Raw genomic sequence first — 19727 nt, forward strand, 5'->3', positions numbered from 1 at the left:
ATCTTTTACGTGATTACGCTGACGCGGCTGTAATAGCCGGGATTTTGCTGCTTATTCAGGCAATAAAAAAGGCCCGGGGATTTCCCGGGCCTTTTTCTGTTTTGGGGTTTGCTCAGCCAGCTTGCTGGATGGCGGAGAGGATCCAGTTGCCGCGGCCGTCGGCGCGGACGAAGGTCCAGAGTTCGGTCACGGTGACGGGCTCGGTGGAGCTGCCGTCGATGACGTTGCCCATGGAGTCCGTGGTGACGTCCGTCATGGAGTAGCGCATGGCGACTGTGGCGTAGGTCAGGCTACCTTCGCGCCAGGCTTCGGAAAGGTCGCCTCGCTGGAACTGAACGTTGGAGACGATGTTGCGTGCGCCACGGCTCGCGAGATCGGAAAGCTGGGCGTTGAAATAGCCTGTCATTTCCGGGGTCGCCATGCTGGCGAGGGCGCGCATGTTCTGTGCGCTCCAGGCGGCCTGGATGTCGAGCAGAAGGCGCTGGAAGCTCAGGTAGTCGTCATTGGTCAGTGTCACAGGTGTGCTGCCGCCTGCGTTGCCGAAGGGGGATGCACCTGCGGAAGAGGGCATGCCTAGCGGGCTGCGCTGACCACGGTTACCGAACATGCGCAGGACGAAGGCGATCAGGCCGCCAATGATGAGAACCTGTAACAGGAAGCCGAAGAAAGACGTGCCGCCAGTCATGCCGCCCATGACGCCGTGGCCGCTCAACAGACCGAACAGGCCTGCGCCCAGGAAGCCGCCTGCAAATCCGCTTAAGAACGGATGGCGGACAGGGTAGGAGGGTCTGTAGGCCGGGGTGCCGAAGCCGGGCATCGGGCGGGCCGGAGCGGCATAGCCCGGTGAGCCGTAATTGGGCGAGGGACGCGGGGTTGCGGACTGGTCCATCGGGCGCGCCCAGCCGGGCGTGATGGAGGTGCGCGGCGGGGCGCTCCAGGTGTGGGAGCCGCGGCTTCCGATGGAGCTGCCGCCGCCCGGGCGCGCATCCGCTGTTCCCAGCGCACCGAGGCTGACAGCGCAGAGGAGGGCGAGGGCGGTCGTAGAAAGTCGGAATTTACGCATCAAAGTCCTGCAATGTTCATGCCGTCGATCCGGATGCTTGGCGCGTTAACGCTCTGCCGGAACATTAGATCACTGCCCGGAATCATGCGGGCAAACATGTCTTTCAGGTTGCCCGCGACCGTGAGTTCGGCGACGGGTTCGGCAACTTCGCCGTTGCGGATCATGAAGCCCGAAGCGCCACGGCTGTAATCGCCGGTCAGCATGTTGACCGACGAGCCCATGAGCTCCGTGATCAGGATCCCTTCACTGATATCGGAACGCAGTGCCTCGGAAGAAAGGGTTCCAGGTGCGAGATGAAGATTTGTCACACTTGGGGAGGGCGGCGAGGCGACGCCACGGCTGGCGCGGCCGTTCGTGGGCATGTTCAGCTGGCGACCGCTGCGGGAGTCGAGCAGCCAGGTCTGGAGGGTGCCGTCCGTGATCAGGTCCAGCTGCAGGGCAGCGCAGCCTTCGGCGTCGAAAGGACGGGAGGCGGCGCCGCGGATACGGCGGGGGTCGTCATGGACGGTCAGGCCCGCAGAGAGGATCTGCTTGCCGAGGCTGTCCTTGAGGAAGGATGTGCCCCGTGCGATGGCGGCCCCGTTGATGGCGCCGACCAGATGGCCGAGCAGAGTGGCGGAGACGCGCGGGTCGTAGATCACGCTGTAGGTGCCGGTGCGGGGACGGCCGGGGTTGATGCGCGCCAGAACCCGTTCGGCGGCTTCGCGGCCGATGATGGTCGCGCTTTCGAGGTCTTCGAGATGTACGGCGCTGCGATAGGCGTAGTCGCGCTGCATCGTGGCACCCTCACCGGCGAGGACGCTGGCGCTGGTGGAGTGTGCGGTGCGGCTGTAGGCGCCGAAGAAGCCTGCCGAGGTGCCGAGTGCGACCGAGGTGCGGCCGTGACCGGCGGAGGCGCCGTTGGTGTTGGTGATGCCTTCGAAGGACAGGGCCGTATCTTCGGCTTCGCGAGCGCGGGCGAGGAGGTCGTCCATGCTCGGCGAGGAACTGCATTCGAGGTCCAGTCCGGCGGCGTCGAAATGGCCCTGAAGGGCAGTTTCGGCGAGGCCGGCGTATTGGTCTTCGGGGACGACCAGGGCCATTGCGCAGGCCTGTTCGGCCAGACGGTCGAACTCGGCCTCGTTCAGAACGCTCGTCGAAACCGTGGCCGCGCGCTTGCCACGGAAGACGCGCAGGCCGAGGGCAACGCTCTCGGAGCGCTCGATGCCTTCGGGGACGCCCTTGCGGACGAGCGCGGACTCAGACTCGTCGCGGACGAGAATGGCGTCTGCGCGGTCTGCGCCATGTCGGCGGGCTGCGGCGAGGAGGGCTTCGACGGGCGTTGCGGTCATGCGGCGAGCCTTGCTGTGATATCCTCGAGCGAGGGCATGTTGCCGACGGGGCCGATGGCGGTGAAGGTCGGCGTGCCGGAGAAAATGGTGCGGGCGACGCGCAGAATGTCGGCTTCCGTCACGGAATCGATTTTCGCAACGGTTTCGGACGTCGGGACCGGGCGGTTATGGACCTGGATCTGGCGGGCGAGCTGTTCACAGCGGCTGCCGGTGCTTTCCAGCGACATCAGGAGCGAGGATTTGAGCTGGGCGCGGGCGCGGGAGAGCTCCGCTTCGCTCAGGCCGTCCTGAAGGCGCTTGAGTTCGTCGATCATGACGGGGACGAGTTCGGCAGCCTGCTCCTCGCCTGTGCCGGCGTAAAGGCCGAACAGGCCGCTGTCGCTGAAGGGAGAGGCGAAGGAATAGACGCTGTAGACCAGGCCGCGGCGCTCACGGATTTCCTGGAACAGGCGTGAGGACATGCCGCCGCCGAGCAGCGTCGAGAGGATCATGACCGCGTAATGGTCGGGGTGCATGTAACTGACGGACGGGAAACCCATGACGAGATGGGCCTGATCCAGTTCGCGGGTCGTGCGCAGTTCGCCGCCCTCATATGCGGCCGCGCGGGGGCGGGGCGTCTGATGGGTGGGGAGGTCGCGGAAGTGTTCCTTCACCAGATCGACGACCTGCTGATGATGCAGGTTTCCGGCGGCGGCGATGGTGACGTTGTGGGTCGTGTAATGCTCACGCATGTAGGACATGAGCGTGTCACGCGTCATGGTCGAGACGAGGTCTTCGGTGCCCAGTGTGGGGCGGCCCATGGGCTGTTCCGGGAAGGCACGTTCCTGGAACTGGTCGAAGATGATGTCATCGGGCGTGTCGTTGGCCTGACCGATTTCCTGAAGGATCACGCCGCGTTCACGCTCGATTTCAGCGTCCAGAAACGTGCTGTGGGTCAGGATATCGCCGATGATGTCGACACCGAGCGCGAGGTCGTTCTTCAGCAGCTTGACGTAATAGGCTGTGGTTTCGCGGGCGGTATAGGCGTTGATGTAGCCGCCGACATTTTCGATGTCTTCCGCGATCTGCGCGGCCGAGCGACGCTCGGTGCCCTTGAAGGCCATGTGTTCGAGGAAGTGGGAGACGCCATTATTGGCGGCGGTCTCGTCGCGGGTGCCGATGGAGACATAGGCTCCGAAAGACACGGTTTCAACGCGGTCCATCTGTTCGGTGATGATGGTCAGGCCGTTATCGAGTCTGGTGACTTCAATCGTATCGGGCATGAGGTTCCGTATTGTCGCAGGAAGGCAGGCCCCCCGGTTGGGGAGCCTGTATTATTCTGAGGATCAGCCGCGCTTGATATGGGCGCGGACGGCGTCCTGAAGGCCGGCAATCTGGCTGTCCATGCACTCGTAACGTTCGGTGCGCTCTAACAGGTCGGACAGGTGCGGCGGAAGTTTGGGGTGGATGCCGGTGGCCGCGACCACGGCGTCCGGGAACTTGGCGGGGTGGGCTGTGGCGGCCGCGACCATAGGGATGCCGGGTTCCTGGAAGCGTTTGCCGACGGCGAGGCCGATCGCGCTGTGCGGGTCCGCGAGGTAGAGGCTTTCGTTATAGAACAGGCGCATGGCTTCGCTGGTCTGTTCGTCGGTGAGGGTCATGCCCTCGAAGAGCTCGTTCATGCGGGTCCAGGCGTCATGCGGGACGGCCATGCGGCCGGTTTCGCGGAACTCCCGCATGATGGCGGCGCAGCGTGTGGCGTTGCGGTCCAGCAGTTCGAACAGCAGGCGTTCGAAGTTGGATGACACCTGAATGTCCATCGATGGCGAGAGGCTGGGCTCGACCGTACGTACGCTCATGTCGTTGTCGATGACGAAGCGCGTGAGGATGTCGTTGCGGTTGGAGCCGATGCAAAGCTTTTTGATGGGTAGGCCCATCTGCTTTGCTGCCCAGGCAGCGAGGACGTTGCCGAAATTTCCGGTCGGGACCGAGAAGGAGACTTCGCGGTCCGGTGCGCCGAGGGCGAGGGCTGCGCGGACGTAATACGGGATCTGGGCTGCGATGCGGGCCCAGTTGATGGAATTGACAGCTGAGAGCGAGACCTCGTCGCGGAAAGCGTGGTCGGCGAACATCGCCTTGACTAGATCCTGACAGGTATCGAAATCGCCCTCGACGGCGATGTTGAGGATGTTGTCGTCCTGAACGGTCGTCATCTGGCGGCGCTGGACGTCCGAGGTGCGACCTTTGGGGTGCAGGATGACGACGGAGAGGCGTTCGCGGCCACGGCAGGCCTCGATAGCGGCCGAGCCGGTGTCGCCGGAAGTTGCGCCGACGATCGTGACGTGACGGTTGCGCTGGGTCAGGACATGATCGAACAGGCGACCGAGCATCTGCATCGCCATGTCCTTGAAGGCGAGCGTCGGGCCGTGAAACAGTTCGAGGGAATAGAGATCCTGCTCGACTTCGACCAGCGGGACCACGGCGGCGTGGTCGAAATCCGCGTAGGCGTCACGCGTCATCCCGCGCAGGGTTTCGACGTCGATCGCGCCTTCGGTGAACAGGGCGATGACTTCGGCGGCGAGGTCCGGATAGGAGAGCGTACGCCACTCGCGCAGGGTCTGCGGGCTGATCTTTGGCCAGCTCTCCGGCATGTAGAGACCACCATCTCCCGCGAGGCCGGCGAGAAGGATGTCAGAGAAGTTCGGGGCGTCGGCGGTCAGCTCGCCGCGGGTCGATCGGTAGCGCATGGGGGATTTTATATCACGTCCTGTCAGGGCAAGGCGATGCGGAGAATGTGGGTTGTGCCATCTTCCGTGACCAGAACGGCCATCTGATGGCTGTCGGAGATGGCGGGCGCGCCCGCATCGAAGAGGCGCGGGTCCTTCAGGATCCGCAGCGGGATACGGTCAGGGCCGAATTTCAGGATGCTGCCGATGGTGATGTCGGACAGGTAGAAGACGTTGTCTGGCGTCAGGGTTGCGCCGCCGAGACTGGGTGTGGTTCGCCATTCGGTGATGCCGTCGAGCTGTTCGACTGCGGTGAAGTCCGTGTCGGTCAGGAGTGCGGTATCGATGCGGGACATGGGGCCGCAGGCGGGCTGGTAGAACAGCCACTGGCCTTTCGCGTCCAGCATAAGGAAGCGCACATTGCCGCCGGCCATGGGATGTCCGTCGGGGCCCATGCGCGGCTGGTTGTTGCGCAGGAGCGGGTGGCGGCCGGTGAGGGACATGTCATAGGGCAGGAAGCGGGTGGCCTTGCCGGTCTGGAGGTTTGCCACGACGAGGGCGGGTTTGCCTTCGTCAGCCAGATAGGCGTGGGTATCGTGGATCTGAAGGGCGATCAGATTGCTGCCCTGGACCGTGGCGCCACTCAGGGGAATACGGGACAGGACCGATCCATCCTGCGACATCCGGAGGAGGGCCGGCTGTGCACCGGCTGTCAGGCCCCACAGATCAGTGCCGGACCGGGTCAGTGTGACCAGGTGGTCCGTGAGCTGATTGGGGCCGGGAAGGGGAGCGGCCGTATTGGTGGCGTCGATCCGGACGGGATGTCCGTTGGCGTCGAGGGCCAGATAGGTTCCGTTTTCGGCGGCGAGCAGCGTTGTGGGCTGTAGGCCCGGGATTGTTGCGTCTGCTGTGATGGACGCCTGAACGGGAGCGTCCTGCCAGGGATGATCCGCTCTGGCGGGGGTGGCCATGACGGCCAGTGCCGCAAGGCCAGTAGTGGCGGCGACGTGCAGGAGACGGGTTTTCATGCTTCTGACATTGCTCTGCTAACCGTCTTTGGCAAGTCAGAAGTGCAGTCAGGAGTCCACTTTTGACTTGGATGGGGCGCTGATTTGCGGTTCCTGGCCTTCAGTAATCGGACTTTTAATGGGGCTCGGGATGTGATCGACCGCGAAAGGTGCGGGCCTTGGGTTGGAAAGCCAGGGTGCAAGTTCATGCTCGACCGGAAAAAGGACGGCAGCGTGCATCAAGAGGGCGGCTTCGACGGTCAGGCACTCGATTGACCATCGGTTATCAGGCATGCGGGAGATGTAATGACCTGAAGCAGTCCGCCGCACCTCGATGGGGAATGTCCGGGTGGTCATTCCCTGTCGGACCGTCGCGTACACCAGACCCGGTACCGGACCTGTTCTCTGTTCAAGATGCATCGTCTGAAAACCTCTGGCATGGTACTTGGATTTACGATTTGACCAAATAACTGTGAAAACTTCGTTAACGTCTGTCTATCTGGATTTTGTGGCAATTTCTGAGCACAAAGAGTTAATTAATGTCTCTGTTTTCTGCCGATCCGACCGAAGCCGCCTTTGTCCGCTTCCGTGCAGGAGACCTCATAGGCGCGGAGGAAGGTTTTCGTAACATCCTGGCCAGGGAGCCGGGGCAGCCCGACGCCCTGCATGGGATGGCCTGTCTGGCGCGTGCGCGCGGGCAGGATGCTACGGCTATCGCGCTGGTGGGGCTGGCGTTGCAGAAAAATGGCATCTCTCCTGATCGGAAGGCCAGGATGCATATTACGCTGGGGCTTGCGCTTATAGCTCAGGGGCATGCCGAAGCGGCGCGCGCGGCATTGAATGTATCAGTAATTCTGCAGCCGTCCGATCCGCGTGCGCATGCGGCTCTGGGGGAGGCTTTTGAAAGGCTGGGGCGTCGGGGCGAGGCGCGTGCGGCGCTAGAAAAAGCAGTTGCTCTCTCAGCAGACGACACTGTCGTGAGAACGCGTCTCGGAGCGTTATTCCTGGATGACGGGCTGGTGGAGCAGGCAATCGGACAGTTCCGGAAAATCGTGCAACACAGGCCGCAGGATGGGCACGCGCTGGCTAATCTGGGGGCGGCGTTATTCGTCAGAAATGCGTTCGACGAAGCGGTGACAGTCCTGTCAAAGGCCTGTGAGCAGGGTGCGCGAACTGCGGAGACCCTCAACAGTCTGGGGCTGGTGAAGATGGCGCTGGGCGATCTTTGCGCGGCCTGTGAGACGTTGCAGGAGGCACTGCAACTCCGGCCTTCGGATGGGCGGATCGCCAACAGTCTGGGGACAGTGCTGATGGAAATCGGACGTCTGGAAGAGGCCGAGGCGCTTTTCGGGGCGATTGTGATGCGCGAGAGCGGAGAGGAGGCGGATCGGGCGCGCTTCAACCGTGCGACCATTCTGCTGGGACAAGGGAAGTTTGCGGAAGGTTGGCGGGATTTCGAGAGCCGCCGGTCCCTGCTGCGTCTGGTTTCGGATGTTCCGCAATGGGACGGCTCGACGGGAGAGGAGTCTGTGGCTGTTGTGGGGGAGCAGGGGCTGGGCGATGAGGTGCAGTTTTTGCGCTTTCTGACACTGGCGGCAAAGAGGCGTCCGTTGCGGCTGAGGTTACGGGCTGCTGCGCTGGCGGAACTGATGCCGGAGCTGGATCAGGGGGGGATTTTGCCAGCCGAAGGGCCGGTGGTGGCGGAGGTTAGTCTGCTGAGTTTGCCGGCGGTGCTTGGGATGGATGATGTGCCGTCAACGGAACCGTATCTGGCGGTTTCGGAAAAGCCGGAGGCCAGGCGGATCGGGGTCTGCTGGTCGGGGAATCCGTCCTATCGGTTTGATCGCAGGCGGTCGGTTCCGGTTGGGTGTCTGGACGCGTTGCAGCAGGTTCGTGACGTACGGTTCGTGGCGCTTCAGCCGGGCGATGCGCCGGGCTGGATGGAGCGGGTGTCACTGGAGACGCCTATGGATCTGGCGCGGGAGGTGGGGCGGTGTGCGCTGGTGGTCAGCGTGGATACGTTGGTGGCGCATGTCGCGGGTGCGCTGGGACGGCCGTTATGGTTGCTCAATCGCGAGGGGGGCGATTGGCGGTGGAAGGATGTGGATTGGTACGGGGGTGTCCGGCAGTTCCGGCCACCCTCCGGTGCGGCGGTTACCGCGGGATGGGAGGCCGTGCTGCGGGAGGTTGCGCAAGCGCTCAGTTCGCGGGTGTGGTGACCGGAGAGCTTGTGAGAGAGGCGAGCAGGGTTTCGCGCAGGCCAGCGAGGCGGACCGGATCGGTGATCTTTATGCCTAGAAGGTCCCGCACATAGAACACGTCCACGGCGCGCATGCCGTAGGTCGTGATATGGGCTGAGGAAATCTGGAGTGATGCGCTGCTGAGGGCGGAAGTGACGTCGTGCAGCAGGCCGGGACGGTCTCGGCCGTTGACTTCGATAACCGTGTGACGGTCTGAGGCCATATTGTCGATGACGACGCGGGGCGGCACGTGGATAGCGCGCATTCGGCGTGATGTGCTGTGATGGTTGGCGTCTTCGATGCCTTTGCGGATGTCGAGGCGGCCGGAGAGGGCCTGTTCCACGAGATGGTTCAGGCGGCCGAGCTGGTGTGGCTCCTCGAAGGAGCAGCCTTCGCCGTCCTGCACCCAGAACGTGTCGAGCGCCATGCCGTCGCTCAGTGTGTGAATGCGGGCGTCGACGATGGATGCGCCTGCGACGGCGAGAGCGCCCGCAATTTGGGAGAACAGGCCCGGATGATCGGCGCAGAGCACTGTGAGTTCGGTGACGCCGCGTTCGGGGATGGGGTAGGCTTCGACCGTGACCGGGGAGCGGTAGCGGTCTGAGTCATGGACCATGCGGGCGTGGCGCATCTGCGTGTCGGTGTCGAAGCCGAGCCAGTAGCTTGGATAGCCAAGGTCCAGAAAACGGTCGATGCTGCTTTCCGGCAGGGTACCCGTAAGGCCGTCACGGGCAAGTTCGCGGGCATGGTTGACGCGGCTGTCGCGTTCGGTGGCGGCCAGTCCGCCCTCCAGTACCTCGGCGACGCGGGAGAAGAGCTCGCGCAGGAGGGTGGCTTTCCAGGCGTTCCAGACCTTCGGGCTGACGGCACGTATGTCGGCGATGGTGAGGAGCAGGAGGAGACGTAGACGTTCGGGGGACTGGATGGTGTCGGCGAGGTCGAGGATCGTGCGGGGATCGTCGATGTCTCGGGTGAAGGCGGTCTGAGACAGCAGGAGATGGTGCAGGACCAGCCAGGAGACGGTATCGGTTTCTTCGGGATCAAGGCCGAGCTGCGGACAGATCGTGAGCGCGAGGTCGGCGCCGATTTCGGAATGGTCGCCGCCGCGTCCCTTGCCGATATCGTGCAGCAGGACGGCGACGTAAAGCGCACGTCGGGACCGCAGGTCGCTGGCCAGTGTGTAGGCCAGGGGGATTTCGTCCGCCATGCGACCAGCTTCGATCTGGCCCATCATGCGCACGGCTTCGACGATGTGCTCATCAACCGTATAGATATGATAGCTGTCGAACTGCATCTGCCCGACAACGCGGGACCAGTCCGGTAGGAGGCGGCCGAGAAGGCCGGTTTCGTTCAGGATCGGGAGCCAGAACGGAACGGCTTTGGTTTCGTCTGCACTCGGCTCGCAGAGCAGATCCAGAAAGATTTTCGCGGTTTCGGGATCGTCACGCAGGGTGACGGCGTGGCGTTCGTTGCGGATAATCTGCTGCATCGCGATGGGATGCAGGGGCAGGTCGTGGCGGCGGCCGCAGTCGAGCAGGCGGAACATCTCGCGGGGCTGCGACGCGAAGGTCACGGGCTCGATGGGGGAGATGCGGCCGGCAATGGTCTGGAACTCTTCGGGTCCGGAGACGATTTTGGGCGGCTCGCCGGTGGTCTGGTCCTGAAGATGCATCAGCACAACGGGTTGCAGCACGCTGGTGAGGCGCACGACATCACGGGCCGTCAGGAAATAGTGCCGCATGAATCGCTCGACGCCGCGCTGGCGGCCGTGCGTGGCATAGCCCATGCGGCCGCCGATGACGGGCTGGACGTCGAAGGTCAGTCGTTCCTCTGCGCGACCGGTGATGTAATGCAGGTGCAGGCGGACCGTCCACAGGAAGTCCCATGAGCGGCGCGCGCGCAGAGATTCGCGGTCTGTCAGCAGGCCGAAGGAGGCGAAGGACGGTGTCTGCGGGGCTTCGGCGGGCTGGCCATTGCGGTCCGGGGTGGAGACGGCGCAACCCAGGGCAGCACGGCCCATCCAGTTCAGGGTTTGCAGGTCGCGCAGGCCGCCGCGGCCTTCCTTGATATTAGGTTCGACCATGTAAGGATTGTCGCCAAATCGGCGGTGACGCTGTTCGCGTTCGGCGATCTTGCCCATGACGAACTCGCAGAGCCGATCGTTTTGCAGATCGATGCCCAGGGCGCAGCGCAGATCGTGGGCGAGGTCGCGATCACCGTGCAGGAAGCGCAGATCGAGAAGGGCGGTGCGGATGGTGAGGTCGCTGTCGGCGTCGCGGACGCATTCGGCGATGGAGCGTGTGGCGTGGCCGACGCGCAGGCCGAGATCCCACAGGGCGTAGAGGATAAATTCGATCCGGGCGGTCATGGCCGGGGTCGGATCACCGGGGATCAGGAAGAGGATGTCGATGTCGCTGAAGGGGGCGAGAAGTCCTGCACCGTACCCGCCGGTGGCGCAGAGACAGAGGGTCTCGCCGGGAGCATCGTGTTTCTGTGCGGCGAGTTCGGCCAGCGCGCAGACTATGTCGTCGGCCTGATGGGCGAGGGCGCGGGCGGCGTCGATTCCCGACATTCTGCGCTTTTCGAACTCGTGACGGACAGTGGCGTTACCGCTGCCGAGATGCCGCCGCAGGATCGAGAGGACGTTCTCGCGGGTTGTTTGCCCCTGTGCCGCAGCCGCGTCGAGAGCGGTTTGCAGGGAGGATGCCGGGTCGCACGAGGGGGGGGCGGTTCGGTCAGACAGGGGCTTATCCGTATCGTCAGCGAAGGAGAGGGAGGGAGTTTCGCCCCAGAAAGAGGTTTCTTTCAAGTGCCGTTTCATAAGGCGAGGCGTTTCAGTTCGTATAGCGCATCCAGCGCGTCCCGGGGAGAGAGTTCATCGGGGTTCAGAGCCCGGAGCGCGTCTTCCAGCGGGGTGGGTGCGGGGGACGCTATGGTGTCGGTCTGAGGGGGTGTTTCTGGGGACGTCACGGCTTCGAAAAGCGGCAGCGACGAGCGGGAATCGGCCTGTTCGCGCTCGAACTGGGAGAGGAGGCGGCTGGCTCGGTTGACGACGGCTTGAGGGATTCCGGCCAGTTTTGCGACATGCAGGCCCCAGCTCTTGCGGGCGGCACCGGGGCGGACCTCGTGCTGGAAGATCACTTCGCCGCGCCATTCTTTCACGGCCATCGTGTAGGGGGCGAGGCGGGGTAGAAATTCGGTCAGGGCCCCGAGTTCATGGAAATGCGTTGCAAAGATTGTTCGTGAGCCGAGCTGTGTGTGCAGGGCTTCGAGTGTGGCCCATGCGATGGACAAGCCGTCGAGGGTTGCAGTGCCACGCCCGATTTCGTCCACGACGACGAGGGATTTTGGACCGGCCTGATTGAGAATCGCGGCTGTCTCGGTCATTTCGACCATGAAGGTCGAGCGGCCCCGGGCGAGGTCGTCCGCGCCGCCGACGCGGGAGAACAGGCGATCCACCACGCCGATATGGGCTTCTTTCGCGGGAACAGGGAGGCCTGCCTGCGCCAGGATGACGGCAAGGGCGGTCTGGCGGAGGAAGGTCGATTTACCCGCCATGTTCGGGCCAGTCAGCAGCATGGCGCGGTGTTCGGGTGGCAGGGCGCAGTCATTGGGGATGAAACGGGCATCCGCGCTTCCCGATTCGGCCAGTGCGGCTTCGACGACCGGGTGGCGGCAGGCGACGAGGTTGAATTCCGTGCCGTCCGTGACGGTGGGGCGGCACCATGAGCCGCCTTCCGCGAGCAGGCCGCAGGAGCGCAGGACGTCTGCGAGAGCCAGGAATTCCGCGACATCATCGAGGGCCGGGGTTTGCAGGATACGGGCGCAGAGCTCGGCGAAGATGCGGCGTTCCAATGCAGAAGCCTTGTCGGCGGCTTCGAGGATGGCGCGGTCCAGGCCGGCGAGTTCTTCTGTCGAGAAGCGGGCAAGACTGGCTGTGCCCTGACGGAAGGACAGCTCCGGGTTGTCGCGGAGTTTTGTGCCGGCTGCGGACGGGACTTCGATGACGTAGCCGAGCTGCGCGTGGTGTTTGATCTTGAGGTTTGAGACGCCGAATTTTTCGGACAGGTCACCCTGCATGGTGGCGATGATGCGGCGGCTTTCGTCGCGCAGGCCGCGATAGCGGTCCAGTTCCGTGTTGTAGCCGGGGGCGATGAAGCCGCCGTCTTCGATGCGGGCGGGAAGGGTTTCGGCGACGGCAGCCTGAAGCTGTTCCAGCAGGGTGTCGGCGCGGCCGTACAGGCCTGCGGTGAGGGTGCGGATCAGCGTGGGGGTGTTCTGGTCGCAGACGGGCTGGAACAGGGCGGTGATGTCGTTGGCGGCGATCAGCGTGTCGCGGATGGCGGCAAGATCGCGGGGCTGGCCGCGCCCGGCCGAGATGCGGCCCAGGGCGCGGGCGGGGTCTGGCGTGCGGCGCAGGATGTCGCCGAGTGCACCGGACAGGCCGGGAATGGATTGGAGCCAGAGCCAACCGTTCTGGCGGTCCGTGATCGCGGTGGCGTCGGTCAGGGGGGAGGCGAGCCACTGGGCGAGGAGGCGGGAGCCTGCGGCTGTGGCGGTGCGGGTGACGGCGCCGAGAAGGCTGTGTTTCGTCTCTCCGTCGCGGGTGCGCAGGATATCGAGGCTGGCGCGGGTGGCGGGGTCGATGCCCAGGACGCCGTCCGTGCCCTGCGGGATGGGGCGGGAGAGGCGCGGGAGTGCTCCGGCCTGACTGCGCTGGACGTAGTTCAGGGCCATGGCGCAGGCGATGGCCTGTTCGGGCGGGAAGTCTCCCAGGGCGTCGATCTGGGCGACGCCATAGGCGCGGGCGACGAGGGTGCGGGCGCTGTCGAGTGTCGGCGGGACGGCGACGGGGGCCAGACGGGACGCGTAGTCCGGCGGGATCAGGTCGGGTTCGGACAGGATCTCGGCGGCGTCGAGCCGGGCCATCAGTTCCGGCAGGGCGCTTTCGGGAACCGAGGCGGTTTCGAAGGCGCCGGTAGAGATGTCGATCCACGCCGCGCCGATCGTTTTCGTGCGTTTTTCGGGGCTGCGGGCAATGGCGAGGAGCAGGTTGGCGCGTCCGGCTTCGAGCAGTTCGTCTTCGGTCAGGGTGCCGGGGGTGACGACGCGGACGATGGCGCGGGACAGCGGGCCTTTCTGCGGTTTTTCGCCTTTTTTCGGGGGTGTCTGGGTCTGTTCGGCGACGGCGACGCGGAAGCCACGACGGATCAGGCGCGACAGATATGCCGGGGCGGCGGCGACGGGCACGCCGCACATGGGGATTGGTTCGCCCTGGTGGGTACCGCGAGCGGTCAGCGCAATATCGAGCGCCATGGCGGCGGCCTGCGCATCGGAGAAGAACAGCTCGTAGAAATCGCCCATGCGGAAGAACAGGAGCGCATCAGGTTCCTGATGTTTGAGGTCGAACCACTGGGCCATCGCGGGGCTGGCATTTTCGGCGGTGGGCAGGGGCATGAAGGTGCCGATGGGTCCGGCCTCCGGGCTGTTACTTCGGGAAGGGGCTGGGAAAATAACGCCTCACCGCCGGTGTGTGAACCGGCGGGATGGGGTCAGCGGGTGCGTCGGCGGTTCAGGCGTGACTGGAAAGCCACGGTGATGTCGCGCAGGTGCACCACTTTGAGGGCGTCGAGCATCACGGCATAGACGAGCATGCCGAAGAGGATCAGGGCTGTCAGCATGCCCAAACGCCAGACGCCGTGCCAGTAGGGGAGGCCCGGGGCGGCGAGTTTCTCGGCGGCGGCGACCCACAGGGCCATCATGATGCCGGCACCGGTGATGCGCAGGGCGCGTCCTTTCAGGAGCGGATCGGCGATGAAGAGTCCGCGCCGGTGCAGGATGACGGCGAGCAGCGTGCAGTTGACGAAGGCGGCGATTGTGCTGGCCAGCGGCGGTCCGATATGGCCGAGTGGGCGATAGAGCAAAAGGTTGAGGACGAGGTTCAGTCCCAGAGTGAAGAAGCCAATGCGGACGGGGGTGACGGTGTCACCTTCGGCGAAAAAGGCCGGGGAGAGGACTTTGATGAGGACGAAAGCAGGCAGGCCGAGCGCGTAGGCCTGGAGGCACTGTCCGGAGAGGATGGCGTCGCTGACGGTGAAATGGCCGTAGCCGAAGAGGGCGGCCATGATGGGAGAGGACAGAACGATCATGCCGATCATGGCAGGGAGTGTCAGGAGCAGCGTGTAGTCGATGGCACGGTTGAGGCTCGAATGGACGGCGGCGCGGTCTTTGTTGGCGATGTGGCGCGTCAGAAGCGGCAGGAGAGCCGTGCCGGCTGCCGAGCCCAGAACACCGAGCGGGAGCTGGTTGATGCGATCGGCGAAATACAGAATCGAAGGTGTGCCAACGGGTAGGTGTGTGGCGATGATGGTGTCGACGGTCAGGTTGATCTGGGTGACGCCGGAGCCGACGAGGCCGGGGCCCATGCGGCGCAGGAGGGCGCGCATGTCGGCTGACAGGCTCGGCCATGTCAGATGTGGGGCCATGCCAGCACGTCGGGCGGCCCAGTACAGTGCAGCGAGCTGGACGATGCCGGAAAGCGTCACCCCCCAGGCGCTGACGACGGCGGTGTTGTGCCAGACCAGTGCGCCGAGCAGGATGGCGGCGATGCCGATAATGTTGAAGGTGACATAGGCAGCGGCTGCTGCGGTGAACTTGCCGAGGCCGTTCAGCACGCCGGAGACGAGCGCTGCGCCGCAGATCAGCAGCATGTAAGGGAACGTGATTCGCGACAGGTGCACTGCTGTTTCGAAGCGGGTGCCGGTGAGGCCCGAGCCGATGCATTCCACGACCAGCGGCATGAAGATTTCAGCCAGGATGGTCAGTAAAGCGAGCCAGAGCATCAGTCCGGACAAAGCCTGTCCCGCGAAGCGCAGGGCGGACTGATGGCCTTTTGTTTCGTAGCGCTCGGTGAACATCGGCACGAAGGCGGCGTTGAATGCGCCTTCGCCGAAGAGGCGCCGGAACATGTTGGGTAGCCGAAGCGCGATCAGATAAGCGTCCTGAACGGGGCCGGCACCCAGGAACGCGGCGAGAAGCTGGTCACGAACGAGGCCGAGGACACGCGAAAGCATTGTCCAGCTGCCGACTGTCAGGAAATTGCGAAGCATTTCCTGATCCTAGCCGATCATTCAGCGTCGCGACATATCCTCTGTTCCACGAAAAGTGCGGTGGGACGGATGGGATTTAGCGCAGGACCGTCTCGCGGCTGCGTAGGGTCGTTTCGGCTCTGGCGGGCTGTTGGATCGTGGGGCGGATCGCGGCGAGGCCGATGCAGAGCAGCGTGACTTCAAGCATTAGCATGGCGCTGGCCCAGAAGAGGCCGGACAGGCCGAGGAAGGTTGTGACGTGATGAGCCACGGCCGGGGTCAGTGCGCCGAGGGCGGCGACGACCAGAAGGGGCAGGATGGGGCGGAGCGGTGAGTCCTTCATAAATGTCTCCTGTCACATTTCTGACTTGAAGTGTGGCGGCTTTCGATACGGTTGTTCAAGGAAAAAAGACGAACTTTCCTGTCGTTGTTGTGTGATAGGGGGTGCCATGATCGATTTTCAACGATTGCCCTGCCTGTGAGTGTTGCCGAGCTTCGCATGCGGCTGGAGCGGATTCGGCGTCTGGCCTGGTTTCTGAACGCTGCGTCGCGGATTCCGGGGCTTCGATTGCGCGTGGGGTTGGATACGCTGCTGGGGCTTCTGCCCGGAGGCGGCGCGCTGATCGGGACGGCGCTGTCGCTTTATATTGTCTGGGAGGGGCGGCGAATGGGTGTCGACCGCCAGACCGTGCAGCGGATGTTGGGCAATGTGGCGATCGAGGCCGTGGTGGGCCTCGTACCGCTGGCGGGGGATCTGTTTGATACGGTCTTCAAGGCCGATCTGCGGAATATTGCGCTGATCGAAGCCGCGCTTGCGGGGCGGCTTGGGGGGTCAGTGATCCAGCAGGACCTTGCGGATGGCTTCCTCGACGCGGTTTGATGCGGGTTTGGCCAAGGGTGTGAACCAGTTGGCCAGGTTGCCGTCACGGTCGGTCAGGTATTTGTAGAAATTCCAGCGCGGGCGGGCCAGGAAGCCGCCCTGTTTGTCCAGCCACTGGAAGAGTGGCGCGGTTTCGGGGCCGCGTACATGCTGGCGGGCAGTCATGGGAAAGCTTACGCCATAATTGCGGTGGCAGAAATTCTTGATCTCTTCGGAGGAGCCGGGTTCCTGCTGGCCGAAATCGTTGGACGGTACGCCGATGATCATCAGGCCTTCGGGATAATCGCGGCCGTAGCGGGACCAGAGATGCTGGAGGTCTTCATACTGTGGCGTGAAGCCGCATTTCGACGCTGTGTTGACGATCAGCAGTGGCCGTCCGCGATAGGCCGAGAGGTCGATCGTGTTGCCGGACAGGCCGGGGAGGCTGAAATCATAGGCACAGGTCATGGGGCTTCTCCCTATCAGTCGACGGCATCCTAGCGGCTCGGGGGCGTTCAGGCGAGAGAGGAGGGGTGGACAGAACGTGACATGATGGACAGGTTCAGGTCGTTCCGGGTCCGGTTGCGGGTGCGTTGTTCTGTTTTTTGGTGAGGAGTTTGCCTGCGTGATCCTGCGCGTCCTTGTCGGCATGGCCGGTCTTTTGATTCTGGGTGTGCTGCTGTCCACCAACCGCCGGGCCATCGACTGGCCGCTTGTCGGGCGGGCGCTGCTGTTGCAGGTGCTGATTGCGGCTGTGGTGCTGTGGGTGCCTGCGGGGGCGCACGGGCTGCATGTGGTATCGGACGCGGTGACGAAGGTTCTGTCCTTTGGTGACGTGGGCAGTGCGTTCCTGTTCGGCGGTCTTGTTGGGCCGAAGATGAATGGGCTGTTTGGTAATGACAGTTTCGTTTTTGCGCTGAAGGTCCTACCCGAGATCGTCTATGTCGCAGCGCTTCTGGGACTGTTGCAGCACTGGGGCGTGTTGCAGTTTCTCTCGCGGATCATTGGCGGGGCGCTGTCGCGGGTTCTGGGGACGACGGGGCTCGAATCGTTCTCGGCGGTGCTGACGATCTTTCTGGGGCAGAGCGAGATGCCGATCGCGCTTCAGACCTGTCTGGCGGAAATGTCGGAAGGGGAACTGGCGACGGTATTGTGCAGCGGGACGTCGTCGATCGCGGGATCTGTGCTGGCGGGATATGCGTCGCTCGGTGTGCCGATGGAGAACCTGCTGGCGGCGTCTTTTATGGCGATACCGGGCGGGTTGCTGTTTTCGCGCATTCTGTTTCCGGGGCCGCGCCGCTCCGATGCGCAGATTGCAGGCGCAGATCATGGGCATCACAGCATGTTCGAGGCCATTGCGGATGGGGCGATGAATGGTGCGAAGATCGCGGTGGCGGTTGGGTCTGTGCTGATTGCGTTCGTAGGGCTGATTGCGCTGGCGAACGGGCTTCTTGGTGCGGTGGGGCTGTCTTTGGCGTGGATTCTGGGGATGGTGTTTGCGCCGTTTGCGTGGCTGCTTGGGGTGCCGTGGAATGAGTGTGTAGTGGCGGGTGGTCTGCTGGGGCAAAAGATCGCGTTCAATGAATTCGTGGCTTATGTGAACCTGTCGCCGTTGATCCACGCGCATGCGCTGTCGCAGCGGACGATCACGATCCTGTCCTTCGCGCTGTGCGGGTTTGCGAATATCTCGACGATCGGGATCCTGATCGGGGCGTTCGGGAGTGCGGAACCGCGTCGGCGGACGGATGTGGCGTCTCTGGCGGTGCGGGCCGTGGTGGCGGGGACGCTGTCCAATGCGATGAGTGCGGTGATTGCAGGGCTGTTCGTCTGATGTGCGGGCGTGTTCACGAATCTCTGATCGATGGGTTGGCGCGACCCGGATAAGATGCGAATGGTTATCATCTTTTCCTGAAGTGAGCTTCTCCATGCGTTGTTCCGGTTTTCTGACCCTTCTTCTGGCCTCTGTGATGGCTGTTCCCGCTCTGGCCTGTGCAGCGGATCATGTGAGCGGGGAGTTGAAGGGGGCGGACGGCGCCACGCATGGGATTGTGGATGTGACGGGGGCGCCGAAGGGCGTTCTGCTGCGTCTTCAGGTGCAGGGGCTGACGCCGGGCTGGCACGGAATTCACTTCCACGAAAAGGGAAGTTGTGCGGCTCCGAAATTCACCAGTGCGGGGGCGCATGTCCATACGGTGAAGCCGGTTGTGCATGGTCTGTTGAAGGCGGATGCGAATGATGCCGGGGATCTGCCGAACCTGTATGTCGCGGCGGATGGAACGGCGACAGTGGAGCTTTATTCCACGCTGGTGTCACTGAAGGGTGAAAATGGTCTGCCAGCGCTGATGGATGCGGATGGGGCGTCCGTGATCATTCACGCCAAGCCGGACGACTATCAGACCCAGCCGATCGGCGGTTCGGGAGACCGGGTGGCCTGCGCCGTTCTGCACTGAAGCGCGTCGTTATTCCCGGGTCGGGGGGCGGTCCAGGAGAAGATGGCGCGCTTCCTCGATCGAGACGCCGTCATTAAGAAGGCGGGTGACGGTTTCGATGATCGGCACCCGCACATTGTGTCTGCGGGCGAGGGCGAGCATGGCCGGAGCGGTCAGTACGCCTTCTGCGACCGTTGTGCGTGAGGCGAGGATATCCGCAAGCGGGTGGCCTTCGCCGAGTTCCAGACCAACGCTGTAATTGCGCGATCCGCGTCCCGTGCAGGTCAGGATGAGGTCGCCCATGCCTGCGAGGCCTGCGAGGGTACTGGCGCGGCCGCCTGTGGCTTCGGCGAGGCGCCCGATTTCAGCGACGGCGCGGGTAATGAGGGCGGCGCGGGCGTTTTCGCCCAGGCCCGCGCCAATTGTGATCCCTGCGCCGATGGCGATGACGTTTTTTGCAGCGCCTGCGAGCTGGACGCCTGCGGCGTCATCGCTGGCGTAGAGGCGGAAGCTGGAGGTGTTGAGAAGCGCCGTGAGTTTCTGCGCCAGTATGAGGTCTGCGCAAGCCAGCGTCGCGGCGGCGGGGAGACCTTTCGCGATTTCGATGGCGAAGTTGGGGCCGGAGAGGACGCCGGTCGGGCGGTTTGGCATGGTCTGCGCGAGGACGTCCAGCGGCAGGAGGGATGTGGCCTGTTCCAGCCCTTTGCAGCAGGTCACGACGGGGACTGCGGGATCAAGCACGGTCTGAAGGCGGGTGGAGACGTCGCGGGCGGTCTGGACCGGGGTGACGAGCAGGACGACGTCTGCGCTGCGGGGAAAGTCACCTGTGATGGTGACGTTTTCGGGCAGGGTGATGTCGGGTAGGCGGGGGAGGCTGCGGGTTCCGGGGGGGGCGGGATTGCGCATCCAGAGTGTCACGTCCGCGCCTGTTGCTGCTGTGGCGCAGGCCAGCGCCGTGCCCCAGGCTCCGGCGCCGATGACGGCGATGTGCGGACGTGTGGTCAT

General features: G+C 63.9%; 15 protein-coding genes. 4 read left to right on the plus strand and 11 right to left on the minus strand.

What is annotated here, in order from left to right; translation table 11 throughout:
- Positions 1–112: 112 nt before the first annotated feature.
- From IGS75_RS10720 to IGS75_RS10740, 5 genes are all read right to left on the minus strand, one after another.
- Positions 113–1063: a Tim44 domain-containing protein gene (locus IGS75_RS10720; protein WP_202256813.1), complete on the minus strand. Its 951-nt coding sequence runs from the start codon at positions 1061–1063 to the stop codon at positions 113–115.
- Entirely contained in the window at positions 1063–2394 is a 1332-nt protein-coding gene (locus tag IGS75_RS10725) for a TldD/PmbA family protein (RefSeq protein WP_202256814.1), read from the minus strand. The genes IGS75_RS10720 and IGS75_RS10725 overlap by 1 nt, the downstream gene beginning before the upstream one ends.
- Positions 2391–3656, minus strand: a complete 1266-nt coding sequence (locus IGS75_RS10730; RefSeq protein WP_202256815.1) for a M16 family metallopeptidase — start codon at positions 3654–3656, stop codon at positions 2391–2393. Before IGS75_RS10730 ends, IGS75_RS10725 begins: the two co-directional genes overlap by 4 nt.
- A 63-nt stretch (positions 3657–3719) precedes the next feature.
- The gene (thrC, locus tag IGS75_RS10735; RefSeq protein WP_202256816.1) at positions 3720–5120 is read right to left on the minus strand and encodes a threonine synthase; all 1401 of its coding nucleotides are present in this window, start codon (positions 5118–5120) and stop codon (positions 3720–3722) included.
- Positions 5121–5143: 23 nt separating this feature from the next.
- Entirely contained in the window at positions 5144–6127 is a 984-nt protein-coding gene (locus IGS75_RS10740) for a hypothetical protein (protein ID WP_202256817.1), read from the minus strand.
- A gap of 518 nt (positions 6128–6645) precedes the next feature.
- On the opposite strand from IGS75_RS10740, the gene IGS75_RS10745 reads away from it, so the two are divergent.
- Positions 6646–8325, plus strand: coding sequence for a tetratricopeptide repeat protein (locus tag IGS75_RS10745; RefSeq protein WP_202256818.1), 1680 nt, complete (start codon positions 6646–6648; stop codon positions 8323–8325).
- Here the strand turns inward: IGS75_RS10745 and IGS75_RS10750 are convergent.
- The 4 genes from IGS75_RS10750 to IGS75_RS10765 form a co-directional block, all read right to left on the minus strand.
- Positions 8306–11155 carry a [protein-PII] uridylyltransferase gene (locus IGS75_RS10750; RefSeq protein WP_202256819.1) on the minus strand — a complete coding sequence of 950 codons (2850 nt, stop codon included), beginning with the start codon at positions 11153–11155 and terminating at the stop codon, positions 8306–8308. The genes IGS75_RS10745 and IGS75_RS10750 overlap by 20 nt on opposite strands.
- A gap of 8 nt (positions 11156–11163) precedes the next feature.
- A complete protein-coding gene (mutS, locus tag IGS75_RS10755; protein WP_202256820.1) occupies positions 11164–13803 on the minus strand; it encodes a DNA mismatch repair protein MutS in 2640 nt (879 codons plus the stop codon).
- Positions 13804–13898: 95 nt separating this feature from the next.
- Positions 13899–15455: a murein biosynthesis integral membrane protein MurJ gene (gene murJ, locus IGS75_RS10760; protein WP_141349977.1), complete on the minus strand. Its 1557-nt coding sequence runs from the start codon at positions 15453–15455 to the stop codon at positions 13899–13901.
- A 76-nt stretch (positions 15456–15531) separates the two neighbouring features.
- Complete coding sequence (locus IGS75_RS10765) at positions 15532–15777, minus strand: hypothetical protein (protein WP_141349979.1); 246 nt, start codon at positions 15775–15777, stop codon at positions 15532–15534.
- A 135-nt stretch (positions 15778–15912) separates the two neighbouring features.
- Here IGS75_RS10765 and IGS75_RS10770 point away from each other — a divergent pair, with 135 nt between their 5' ends.
- Complete coding sequence (locus IGS75_RS10770; protein WP_237468767.1) at positions 15913–16314, plus strand: DUF4112 domain-containing protein; 402 nt, start codon at positions 15913–15915, stop codon at positions 16312–16314.
- On the opposite strand, the gene IGS75_RS10775 is transcribed toward IGS75_RS10770, so the two are convergent.
- Positions 16267–16761: a glutathione peroxidase gene (locus IGS75_RS10775; RefSeq protein WP_141349981.1), complete on the minus strand. Its 495-nt coding sequence runs from the start codon at positions 16759–16761 to the stop codon at positions 16267–16269. The two genes, IGS75_RS10770 and IGS75_RS10775, sit on opposite strands and share 48 nt — an antisense overlap.
- A 157-nt stretch (positions 16762–16918) precedes the next feature.
- Here IGS75_RS10775 and IGS75_RS10780 point away from each other — a divergent pair, with 157 nt between their 5' ends.
- Both IGS75_RS10780 and sodC read left to right on the plus strand, forming a co-directional pair.
- Complete coding sequence (locus IGS75_RS10780; protein ID WP_141349983.1) at positions 16919–18124, plus strand: NupC/NupG family nucleoside CNT transporter; 1206 nt, start codon at positions 16919–16921, stop codon at positions 18122–18124.
- A gap of 94 nt (positions 18125–18218) precedes the next feature.
- Positions 18219–18743 (plus strand): superoxide dismutase[Cu-Zn], encoded by a 525-nt coding sequence (sodC, locus tag IGS75_RS10785; protein WP_141349985.1) that lies wholly within the window; start codon positions 18219–18221, stop codon positions 18741–18743.
- 9 nt (positions 18744–18752) lie between these two features.
- Here the strand turns inward: sodC and IGS75_RS10790 are convergent, their stop codons facing one another.
- On the minus strand, positions 18753–19727 hold the full coding sequence (locus IGS75_RS10790; protein ID WP_202256821.1) for an NAD(P)H-dependent glycerol-3-phosphate dehydrogenase: 975 nt from the start codon (positions 19725–19727) through the stop codon (positions 18753–18755).

The sequence above is a fragment of the Gluconobacter sphaericus genome (assembly GCF_016757795.1).
GTDB classification, from domain to species: Bacteria; Pseudomonadota; Alphaproteobacteria; order Acetobacterales; family Acetobacteraceae; genus Gluconobacter; species Gluconobacter sphaericus.